Source organism: Psychrobacter vallis, assembly GCF_904846715.1.
Taxonomy (GTDB): Bacteria; Pseudomonadota; Gammaproteobacteria; order Pseudomonadales; family Moraxellaceae; genus Psychrobacter; species Psychrobacter vallis.
On the sequence record NZ_CAJHBU010000008.1, the window covers coordinates 24,026 to 34,917 of the forward strand.

Genomic DNA, 10,892 nt, shown 5'->3' on the forward strand with positions numbered 1-10,892 from the left:
AATGCTTTAATAAGTTTCTACAGCAAACCCTTCCGCTTCATATTACGATAAACCACAATGACGATTAAAATGTTTGAGATCAATATGCCAAGCTTAAACCAATCAAATGGGCTGACGATCAGATAGTAAATCTCGATAGGAATAAACACACCATAGCCGAGCACGCCAAACCAATACGCCCATGTTTTATCTTGCCATAGGCCATAAGCTTCCAGAAAGCGCAAACTGGCATAAGCAACGATCAATAATAGAAACATTGGCCAGTTTTTGCTGGCCTGTTGGGCAATTTGGACGGCGCTATCAACTTGCGGTGCCAGCAGTTGACCAAAGCTTTGCTGCCAAGAGGCAGTCGCTGTTCTCAGCCAATGTTCAAGATCGGTATGCCACGACCATAGCGCCCCTGCCCCTAATAGAGCACCAACACCTTTGACCACTTCATAAACTGCCACGGCCTTGATGGACTCACTGGCAGTGCTGCGAGAGCTTACCTGCTGATTACGGAAATTAGAGTCACTCCCCTCCGAGGATGGCAGCAGATCGTCATCCTGTCGGGGCAGATTAACCAAAGAATGTCTCCACGACACGACCTTGTAATTGCTGATTAAAAAACGGTGTGTTTTTGCCATTTGATAGCATTGATTGCGCGGTTACTTGCCACTCAAGATTGGGATCAACCAACACCGCACCGCCAATGCTTTCATATTGCTCAGTAATGCCAGCGATTTTTGCAGGGTTAAGACAGATTTTGTCCACCAGCTGCTCTATCGTTAATACTCCATCATGCACCAGCTGACATGCCAGCGCCATGAAGGTATCAAAATTTGAGATACCTGGTGTACTCTCAGCAAACGGTGCCTTTTTCGCAGTACTGTTCAGTGGTTCATGATGGCTACAAATCGCATCAATGGTACCGTCTTTCAGTCCACGGCGAATGGCTTGCTGGTCAGTATTACTACGTAGTGGCGGCAACACATAAGCCTGAGCATTAAAGCCTTCTAAATTATCATCTGTTAAATACAGCTGATGCATCGCCACGTCACAAGTCACTGGCAGACCTTTATCTTTTGCCCAGCGCATCAGCTCTATTGAAGATTTGCAAGACAATTGACTAAAGTGAGCGGCAATGCCTGTCTCTTCGACCATCAATAACTGGGTAGATAAAGCAACTGTTTCCGCAATCCACGGAATACCTTGTAGTCCATGATAAGACGCAATATACCCTTCATGTGCCACCCCATCTCCAGACAGACTTGCCTCATCAGGATAAAAGAATACTTTCATTCCAAACGTTGCCGCGTACTCCAGTGTACGTAGCAGTACTAAGTCATTACGAAAAGGCCTACGAGCGTTAGAGACAGCAATACAACCGCCTTTTTTTAAGCCTGCGATATTAGAGGGGCGCTCGCCTTCTAAGCCCGCGGTCAATGCACCCAAAATATGTAAATGAATCCCGCCATCATCCAGCGCACGCTCACGCAAACCCTTGAGTAACGAGCCGTTTTCTAAAATAGGATTGGTATCTGGTGGAATCACCACATGCAAAAAACCATTACCACGGGCAGCACGACCTTCAGATTCTAACGTACCATGTTGTTGTTGTCCTGGTTCACGTAAGCGCGCGCACAAATCAACCAACGGTGGCAACAACCACATCTCACGCCCTGCTTCAAGTGACGCCAGCTTATCGGTTACAGCACTTGGCAAGGCATTTTTAATGGTTTGAGGAAGATGGTCACGTATCGGTGCTTCCGTATTGAGCGTAGTAGACATAAGCGTTATTACCGTATCAATAAAATGAAATAAATGAGAATGAAATGGCGACTAGAGTATTAGCTACCAGCCGCTTGATGCGCTCGTTGACCTTCCATTGCCAGAGACAATACGGCCATACGAATGGCAATACCGTTATTTACCTGCTTTAAGATCACCGATTGTGCGCCATCAGCGACGCTCGACGCGATCTCAACCCCGCGGTTCATCGGCCCTGGATGCATCACCAACGCATCAGGCTTAGCAAGTGCCACTCGCTCTGGCGTAATACCATAGTGTTTGTAATACTCACTTGAGGACGCCAAGAGTGGCGAACCGATACGCTCATTTTGAATTCTCAATCCCATAATGACATCGCAGTCCGTGACGCACTCATTCATGTTTTCATAAACTTGCACTCCATAACGCTCTATCCCCTTAGGCAATAAAGTACGTGGGGCACAGACGCGAATATCTTTAACACCTAAGGTTTGTAGCGCACTGATATCAGAGCGGGCGACCCGTGAATGCTTAATATCACCAACGATAGCCACTGATAGCTCTTCAAATGGGCGCGGTGCCTCACGGTGAATGGTTAACATATCGAGCATGCCTTGCGTTGGATGCGCATGCCAGCCATCACCGCCATTAATAATAGCGATGTCTGGTGTCACTTCTGTCGCCATAAAATGGGCGGCACCCGAGGCTGAATGCCGTACCACAAAGATATCCGCCGTCATGGCTTGCAAGTTCCACAATGTATCGCGTAAGCTTTCGCCTTTTTTGGCGCTAGAACGTTCGATATCGATATTCAGCACATTGGCACCCAAGCGCTTTTCGGCCACTTCAAAAGTAGTGCGCGTACGAGTCGATGGCTCAAAAAATAAATTCATCACCGTATAGCCCTCCAACTCAGGACGATTAATCAGTTGTCCGTTATCATCAAAGAACGTCTCGGCTTTAGCGATAATCGCTTGCAACTGAGCTTTGTTAAGACCCTCTACACCCAAAAAGTGGCGAATGCGACCATCGGTATTGAGCTGTGGGCGACTTAGTGAGGTGTTGAGCCTTTGATGAATGGTATCGGGATCGAATTTTGCATAATCGGTCGGCGAAACCGTATGGGTAGAATGGCTATCGATAGAATTTGACATAATGATGAGTCTTTATTATGAGTTTGAATGGGTCTATATTAATCGTTTATTCATCTTTGTTCGAGCATTTATAATTGATACCTACAGACACAGGGACATTTTGACGCTTATTTGCTACAATTTACCGTAATAAAAGCAGACTTATGAAAAGCGCTTAGCAGCACTGTATTTATTTTATAATGGATCGACCATCAGTAAGCCTTTATCGAACATTATACAAATAAGCCTATCAAAATTATAAATGAATAATGATTATAGTGTAGCTGATTTTACGGTCAGGACAAAGATGCCTTCTAGGCTATCTAATCATCAGACTGCGCAAGTTGCAGGCTTATAGCTACTCATACTATCTATTTTTTATCTAACGCTCAGCCATTTTTTATTCTCAATACCACTCATTAGGAAGCCTTATGACGACCCTAGCAAACTATCTAAACGCTCACGCAACCAATCCTGCCCTTAATGACGTGATTACAACGGTTACTGACGTTGGCAAAGTCATCTCACAATTGCTAAGAAAAGGGGCTTTAGCAGATATCTTAGGCGAAGCTGGCAATCAAAACGTCCAAGGGGAAGATCAGAAAAAGCTGGATGTACTGGCCAATGATTTATTGTTAGATGCGTTGGCAAAAAATGCACATTGTGCTGGCGTTGCTTCAGAAGAGCTGGATGATGCCACCCCCGCTAATGCTGATGGCAGTCTATTGGTATTGTTTGATCCACTGGATGGTTCATCAAATATCGACATCAATATGGCAGTTGGTACTATTTTTTCCATTCTACCGTATAAGCGCCAAGGTCAAGTCAGTGAGAATAGTGATTTTTTGCAAGCAGGAAATCAACAACTGGCAGCAGGTTATTTATTATATGGAACGTCTACCGTTCTAGCGCTAACAGTAGCAGATAATGTCGTTATGTTCAGCTTAGACCCAGACACTAATGATTATGTGCTCATCGAAGACAATGTTCAAATCGATGCTGATACCAGTGAGTACGCTATCAATGCTTCAAACTATCGCTATTGGCGCGCCCCAATGCAACAATATATCGACGAGCTTATCGCTGGTGAAACTGGCGTTCGTGGTCGTGATTTTAACATGCGCTGGGTGGCTGCCATGGTTGGTGATGTTCACCGCATTTTATGTCGTGGTGGTCTATTTACCTATCCATTTGATACTAAATACGCTCATAAAGCAGGTAAATTACGTTTGATGTATGAAGCCAATCCGATGAGTCTATTGATTGAACGCGCTGGCGGCGAAGCAACTGACGCCGTTCATCGCATTTTAGATATCGAACCAACCGATATCCATCAACGCGTGCCTGTGGTACTTGGTAGTAAAAATGAAGTCAATTATATTAAAGACTTACATGTGAATTATACTGACAAATAATATAGTCGATTCTAAATAAAACAGATACATTATATTTCGACGCTGAACTGGTATAAATTTTTCTGGCTTGCTGTGCCTTCGCAGCTCGATGCTGCAAAAAATTCATTCCAGTGCCGCTGACTCGTTTTTATACTGAACTTACTATACATCCGCTCTCCTATCGAGGATAACTCACATTGATAATAATTAGCATAAAGCCTATGATTTATTTGGTTTTATGCTAATTAGGCTTTGTGCCAGTTATCAAAATTATCCATATACTACTTTTCTTTCTAAGCGATCCATCATGGTATTAAATCCCACCGAGCTGATTACCTCAGATAAAAATACGACGGTCAAGTTAGTAAAAGCACTCTTGGGGCAAGCTCGCCAGCGTAACAAACATGGCCAAACGGTCATTGAAGGCGTGCACCTCATCGATGCTGCTCTGCGTAGTGATTATCCATTTGTTCAAATACTTCTGTCTGAGTCAGCGCGTAGCCATCCTGAGGTTCAGCAGATTTTAACGCGCCTGCCAACTTATACACCCATTTTGGCATTGTCAGACACGCTTTATGAAAGCGTACGCAGCTTGGGCACAGGTATCGATATCATGGCAGTCATTAAGATACCAACGCCTAGTTTATCGATGATGGTGGATGATTGCTTGATTCTTAATGACGTTCAGGACAGCGGTAATGTTGGCACTTTACTACGCACAGCAGCGGCGGTCGGTATCCATAATATTTTATGCACCAGTGCAACTGCTCAAGCATGGTCTCCAAAAACACTACGCGCAGGCATGGGCGCGCAATTTGCACTAACTATTTTTGAGGGCTTGAGTGTTCAAGATATTTTGAACAACGTACAAACACCCCTATTTGCGACCAGCTCACATACCGATACCGTCATTTATCAACATGATTTAAAGCAACCCATCGCTTGGATTATGGGGCATGAAGGTCAAGGCGTTTGTGATGAGCTGATGCAGTGCGCCACACCTATTGCCTTGCCGCAACCCAATGGACAAGAAAGCCTCAATGTCGCCATTGCAGGGTCACTTTGCTTGTATGAGACTTTACGACAAAGACAATACGCTTAGCTTCCTAGTTAATATCTATGACATAAAAAAACCCACTATCGATTGATAGTGGGTTTTTTATTACATTCATACCACAATTGATACATTAAACCTTGCTAGTAAGCTCAGGCAATGCTTCAAACAAATCCGCTTCTAAGAAGTAATCAGCAACGCTAGCAATAGGTGACTCTGGGTCATTATTGATAGCAACGATGACTTTAGAATCTTTCATACCCGCTAGATGCTGAATTGCGCCTGAAATACCAGCAGCGATGTATAAGTCTGGTGCAACGATTTTACCTGTTTGACCAACCTGCATATCGTTCGGTACATAGCCAGCATCAACTGCAGCACGTGATGCACCAACAGCAGCGCCTAGCTTATCAGCCAATGGCTCAATGTATTTGGTAAAGTTTTCACCGTTTGCCAATGCACGACCACCAGATACCACGATGCTTGCTGAGGTCAATTCCGGACGATCAGATTTCGCCATCTCTTCGTTGACGAAGCTTGCTTTGCCAGTTTCTTGTACATTGTCGATTGTCTCAACAGTGGCTGAGCCGCCTTCGCTTGCAACTGGATCAAACGCCGTTGTACGTACGGTTAGTACCACTTTGTCTTCTGACGTTTTTACGGTTGCCGTCGCGTTACCTGCATAGATAGGACGCTCAAAAGTCTGCGCATCTACCACACCAGAGATTTCAGACAACATGCTGACGTCTAGCAAAGCGGCAACACGTGGCATGAAGTTTTTACCAGTGGTTGTGGCCGCAGCTAAAACATGGCTATAGTCACTAGCAATATCAGCAACCAATAACGCCACGTTACCTGCCAATTGATGCTCATAAGCGGCGTTGTCCGCTAACAGTACTTTAGTCACGCCTTGCGCTTTTGCCGCTTCATCAGCGACCGCTTGAGCACCACTACCTGCCACCAACACATGGATATCATCGCCAATTTGCTTAGCAGCAGCGATCGTGTTCAAAGTTGCCTTTTTTAGACTGGCATTGTCATGTTCTGCGTATACCAAAATTGCCATGGTTTTAATCCTTTATTTGTTCGTATCATCTATTCATGCGGTTGTTTGTGTACAAAGCTATTTGGGTGGCTTGCTTTTAATAGCAAAGAGACCAGCCAAATCTACAGCCTTGTACAGGATATGCCGTAGCGAAGTATCCAATCATTGAAACATTAAATGACTTTTGCTTCGTTTCTTAGCTTATCGACCAACTCATCAACTGACCCTACTGTAATACCAGCTTTGCGTTCAGCAGGTGGCACGACTTTAATAATCTCTTGCTTAGAGGCCATGTCAACCCCAAAATCAGCTGGCGTTTTTTCATCAAGCTGCTTTTTCTTTGCTTTCATGATGTTAGGCAATTTAGCATAACGTGGCTCATTCAAACGTAGATCCGTCGTAATAACCGCTGGTAAAGCAAGTGACACAGTTTGTAGGCCACCATCGATTTCACGCGTTACGTTTACTTTGTCGCCCTCAACCTTCACTTCTGAGGCAAACGTACCTTGGCCGATTCCCATCAATGCTGCAAGCATCTGACCAGTCTGGTTGTTGTCATCATCAATGGCTTGCTTACCCAACAAGATAATATCAGTGCTTTCGCTTTCGGCGATATTTTTAAGTATCTTAGCGACTTGCAGTGGATAAGGTTTGGCGTCAGTCAATACCAAGATACCACGGTCAGCACCCAGTGCGAGCGCTGCGCGAATTTGCTCTTGTGACTCTTTTGGACCGATTGAAGCGACGATGATCTCATCAATGACGCCCGCTTCTTTTAGACGAACGGCTTCTTCTACTGCGATTTCGTCGAAAGGGTTGATCGACATTTTGGTGTTTGACAGATCAACGCCAGAGTTGTCGGCTTTTACACGAACTTTTACGTTATAATCAATGACACGCTTGACCGCTACTAATGCTTTCATACGTTCCTCGTTTATTAATGTTATGAATTAAAAATTGTCAGTTAAGAACCAAAGGTTCATTGTTATTCAAACTGTCGTTCAACATATTACTCAAGGTTATTACTGCTCAGTAGCAAATCGCGAATCAGGTAACATAAGCCAATATCAAAAATCGTATTAACCGCCTATGTTCTATTGATCCAGCCTACTGAAGCTAAGCCAACCGTTATTATCAGACCTATGTATCTTGCGCGAGCGCAGGCCTAAGGTCAAGACAACGCCGTGAATAATGCGTCATAAATTTGTCACTATTCTATAATAAATAGTTTATAAGCGGTCAATCTCACTGTTTTGTTGGAATTCTACTTTTATATCTTTATAGTATCATCAACGTCTGACTCGCTTACTGTTTTGTGATCCTCTGTCTTTTTGAGCGTACTCAAGCATAAGAATAAACTACGACGTTCTATCGTCAGCTTTAACCAGCAATTCACTATCCCGTATATCATTAAATAAAGTCCAATCAGGCGTGACGTCATTGTTTTTAATAACACTCATATCACCTGTCGTCTCCATAATCACGGCAAATATTTCCGTTTTAGATTTAATTCCATTTTTACGCAGCACTTCTTGGACATCACTGGTGGTTAGATTGGCTTCTTTTAAATTATCCGAAAGATATTCACCATGCGCCATTAATATAATGGCCTGATTGTCTATCAGAGATTTCAGCGGCTTGACTCTGCGCCTAATGACCGAAACCATTCCTTGAATCAAAAATAACACCGCGACGGCAAATAAACCTTGCAGTAAAGAGGGTCTATCAGACAGCACTGTTGAAGCAAGTATACTACCAATACCAACCGTCATCGCAAAGTCATGGCTTGAAAGCTTAGAGAAACTCCGTAATCCCATCAACCGCGTAAATAGCATGAGGCCTAAATAGAAGCCTAATGCTGATAAAGAAATACCTAGCACTTGCTGCCAATCGATTGAAAACCAAGTTTCCCACTTCATACAATAACCTTTTTTATCATCTCTTCGTTAGAACGTGTCATCAATTAGCACATATCATTTTTATAGATAAAAATGATATAAAAAAAGCAACCTGATGAGAGGTTGCTTTTTTTTAAAGTCGAAACAGTATTTTTATTATTTTAGCAAATTAGCGTATTGCTAATCTTACTGTAATTAGACTAACTGGTAAACAGTCTGTTCAATTATCAATTAGATTAGATAGCTTCGATTTGCTCAGCTTGTGGGCCTTTTTTACCATCACCTAAGATGAAAGACACTTTTTGGCCTTCAGCTAGGGTTTTGAAACCGCCACCTTGGATAGCGCTGTAATGAGCGAATACATCTTGTCCGCCATTGTCTTGAGCGATAAAACCAAAACCTTTAGCTTCATTAAACCACTTTACAGTGCCTTCAACTTTATCTGACATAAATTTTCCTAACTCTTTAACTGTTGGCGAGACGTGTGTCATCACCGATTAATTGTTATATACCCAGATCATTTTCTGATCAAAATCACGGTTCATAATCGTAAATCACCTTAGAGATAACTTTGGTTTTTTACCAAGATTCTTTGAGTACAGGTCGATTATAACAGTTTTTCATAAGCGCAACAGTCTAAATTGATGATTTTTGTAAACCGTTTATATCAACTTCAGACAGCGAAGCCATTTAGCAAATACTTAGATAATACACTGATATTAAAGATATTTTTAAATTTTGGCTTTATACTTATCTTGCATTATAAGACAGCATAGTCATTTTGTTTAGTATCAGCTGTAGTTCAAAAATATTTTATTGAGATATGGGCAACCACGGTGAACTTAATACCAATAAACATAAAGCAAAAAATATCAGCGAAAATGACTGGCTATAAGCAATATATTTAGCCGGTATTACCAAATCTTTGGGGGAATCAGGAATGCCTTTACGTTTCAACAATCGTGTTCCATAAACCCAGCCAAAAGTGGTATAAATACCATAGGCAGCAGGTACAGCAATGGCCAGTGGTGTTAGGTCAATCACGTACAGCATGACAACAGAAATAAAGAACCATAATGTGTCTAGGAGCGAGCTGATTTGAAAAAATTTAGACTTAGGCAATTTGCCATTGGTCTTTTTGAGCATCTCTCCTTCTATCCAAATCAAAACTGCTACCACAGCGCTAAGAGTAATATATACGAATTGCGGCGTTAGCCAGTCAGGATAAGATATTTGCACAACACACAACCTGTAATCTATAGAAAAATAAGAATGGATAAACCATTTGTTTTCTTAGTCCAAAAACAAATGATGATAACGACAATCGTATTTTTTGGGTTTGGTAGAAGTAAACAGTCAACTAATACGATAATGCCTGTATATATGGGTGGCTATGATTGGTTTTCAACCCATAAAACCAATCCTTGTAAAAACATCTATCAAATAATGCGCATCAAAAAACCCATGCTATTATTCAATAACATGGGTTTTGCATGACTCATTAACTAAGTTTTTATAATTTAATAGTAAGCTTAGTTTTTGTCTTTATCGATAATTTTATTACCACCGATCCATGGCATCATACCGCGTAGCTTAGCACCAGTAACTTCAATTGAATGCTCAGCATTGTTACGACGACGAGCCGTCATTGATGGATAGTTGGTTGCACCTTCAGAGATGAACATTTTTGCGTACTCACCAGACTGAATGCGTTTTAGCGCATTACGCATGGCTTCACGTGATTGCTCATTGATAACTTCAGGGCCTGTCACATATTCACCGTACTCAGCGTTGTTACTGATTGAATAGTTCATGTCAGCGATACCGCCTTCATACATCAAGTCAACGATGAGCTTAAGCTCATGTAAGCATTCAAAGTAAGCCATCTCTGGAGCATAGCCTGCTTCGGTTAGGGTTTCAAAACCCATTTTTACAAGCTCAACTGCACCACCACAAAGAACGGCCTGCTCACCGAATAAGTCGGTTTCAGTCTCATCTTTGAACGTGGTTTCGATAATACCTGAGCGACCACCACCAACACCAGCAGCATATGATAGTGCCAACTGTTTAGCTTGACCTGAAGCGTCTTGGTAAATAGCGATCAAATCTGGGATACCGCCGCCTTTTGTAAACTCAGAGCGAACAGTGTGACCTGGCGCTTTTGGTGCAATCATGATGACATCAAGGTCACTACGTGGTACTACTTGGTTGTAATGAATAGCAAAACCATGAGCGAAAGCCAATGTAGCGCCTTCTTTGATGTTTGGCTCGATCACATCATTGTAAAGCTCTTTTTGGAACTCATCAGGCGTCAAAATCATAATCACGTCGGCGGCTTTTACCGCTTCTTCTACTTCAGCAACTTTTAAGCCAGCGTTTTCAGCTTTTTTCCATGATCCTGAATTAGCACGTAAACCAACAGTCACATCGACGTCTGAGTCTTGTAGGTTAAGCGCGTGCGCATGGCCTTGTGAGCCGTAACCGATAATGGCAACTTTTTTACCTTGGATAATTGATAGATCACAATCTTTGTCATAAAAAACGTTCATAAATAGAGTCCTTGTCTTCAATCATGGCTTGCCATGGATAATAAACGCTTATGCTGTAGCCAATATAATA

General features: G+C 42.5%; 11 protein-coding genes. 2 read left to right on the top strand and 9 right to left on the bottom strand.

Annotated features, from left to right (window positions below; all coding sequences use genetic code 11):
* Positions 1-17: 17 nt before the first annotated feature.
* From JMY02_RS06740 to JMY02_RS06750, 3 genes are all read right to left on the bottom strand, one after another.
* A complete protein-coding gene (locus JMY02_RS06740) occupies positions 18-566 on the bottom strand; it encodes a DUF2127 domain-containing protein (RefSeq protein WP_227678436.1) in 549 nt (182 codons plus the stop codon).
* On the bottom strand, positions 559-1,716 hold the full coding sequence (locus JMY02_RS06745) for a dihydroorotase (protein ID WP_406947729.1): 1,158 nt from the start codon (positions 1,714-1,716) through the stop codon (positions 559-561). Before JMY02_RS06745 ends, JMY02_RS06740 begins: the two co-directional genes overlap by 8 nt.
* Positions 1,717-1,829: 113 nt before the next feature.
* Positions 1,830-2,903 (bottom strand): aspartate carbamoyltransferase catalytic subunit, encoded by a 1,074-nt coding sequence (locus JMY02_RS06750; protein WP_201596529.1) that lies wholly within the window; start codon positions 2,901-2,903, stop codon positions 1,830-1,832.
* 410 nt (positions 2,904-3,313) lie between these two features.
* Between JMY02_RS06750 and JMY02_RS06755 the strand changes: the two genes are divergently transcribed.
* On the top strand, positions 3,314-4,297 hold the full coding sequence (locus JMY02_RS06755) for a class 1 fructose-bisphosphatase (protein ID WP_201596531.1): 984 nt from the start codon (positions 3,314-3,316) through the stop codon (positions 4,295-4,297).
* 286 nt (positions 4,298-4,583) lie between these two features.
* Positions 4,584-5,378, top strand: a complete 795-nt coding sequence (locus tag JMY02_RS06760) for a TrmH family RNA methyltransferase (RefSeq protein ID WP_201596533.1) — start codon at positions 4,584-4,586, stop codon at positions 5,376-5,378.
* A gap of 85 nt (positions 5,379-5,463) precedes the next feature.
* Here the strand turns inward: JMY02_RS06760 and JMY02_RS06765 are convergent, their stop codons facing one another.
* The 6 genes from JMY02_RS06765 to ilvC all read right to left on the bottom strand — a co-directional run bounded on the left by JMY02_RS06765 (position 5,464) and on the right by ilvC (position 10,822).
* A complete protein-coding gene (locus JMY02_RS06765) occupies positions 5,464-6,396 on the bottom strand; it encodes an electron transfer flavoprotein subunit alpha/FixB family protein (RefSeq protein WP_201596535.1) in 933 nt (310 codons plus the stop codon).
* A 152-nt stretch (positions 6,397-6,548) separates the two neighbouring features.
* Entirely contained in the window at positions 6,549-7,298 is a 750-nt protein-coding gene (locus JMY02_RS06770) for an electron transfer flavoprotein subunit beta/FixA family protein (protein ID WP_201596537.1), read from the bottom strand.
* Positions 7,299-7,733: 435 nt separating this feature from the next.
* Positions 7,734-8,294 carry a DUF421 domain-containing protein gene (locus tag JMY02_RS06775; protein ID WP_201596539.1) on the bottom strand — a complete coding sequence of 187 codons (561 nt, stop codon included), beginning with the start codon at positions 8,292-8,294 and terminating at the stop codon, positions 7,734-7,736.
* Between the two features lie 215 nt (positions 8,295-8,509).
* Positions 8,510-8,722, bottom strand: coding sequence for a cold-shock protein (locus JMY02_RS06780; protein WP_010196799.1), 213 nt, complete (start codon positions 8,720-8,722; stop codon positions 8,510-8,512).
* Positions 8,723-9,086: 364 nt separating this feature from the next.
* Positions 9,087-9,512, bottom strand: a complete 426-nt coding sequence (locus JMY02_RS06785) for a hypothetical protein (protein WP_201596541.1) — start codon at positions 9,510-9,512, stop codon at positions 9,087-9,089.
* A 293-nt stretch (positions 9,513-9,805) separates the two neighbouring features.
* On the bottom strand, positions 9,806-10,822 hold the full coding sequence (ilvC, locus tag JMY02_RS06790) for a ketol-acid reductoisomerase (RefSeq protein ID WP_201596543.1): 1,017 nt from the start codon (positions 10,820-10,822) through the stop codon (positions 9,806-9,808).
* Between the last annotated feature and the right edge of the window lie 70 nt (positions 10,823-10,892).

Coding starts and splice junctions, on each gene's coding strand:
- JMY02_RS06750 (WP_201596529.1), bottom strand. CDS start 2,903: ATGTCAAATTCTATCGATAGCCATTCTACCCATACGGTTTCGCCGACC.
- JMY02_RS06755 (WP_201596531.1), top strand. CDS start 3,314: ATGACGACCCTAGCAAACTATCTAAACGCTCACGCAACCAATCCTGCC.
- JMY02_RS06760 (WP_201596533.1), top strand. CDS start 4,584: ATGGTATTAAATCCCACCGAGCTGATTACCTCAGATAAAAATACGACG.
- JMY02_RS06765 (WP_201596535.1), bottom strand. CDS start 6,396: ATGGCAATTTTGGTATACGCAGAACATGACAATGCCAGTCTAAAAAAG.
- JMY02_RS06770 (WP_201596537.1), bottom strand. CDS start 7,298: ATGAAAGCATTAGTAGCGGTCAAGCGTGTCATTGATTATAACGTAAAA.
- JMY02_RS06775 (WP_201596539.1), bottom strand. CDS start 8,294: ATGAAGTGGGAAACTTGGTTTTCAATCGATTGGCAGCAAGTGCTAGGT.
- JMY02_RS06780 (WP_010196799.1), bottom strand. CDS start 8,722: ATGTCAGATAAAGTTGAAGGCACTGTAAAGTGGTTTAATGAAGCTAAA.
- ilvC (WP_201596543.1), bottom strand. CDS start 10,822: ATGAACGTTTTTTATGACAAAGATTGTGATCTATCAATTATCCAAGGT.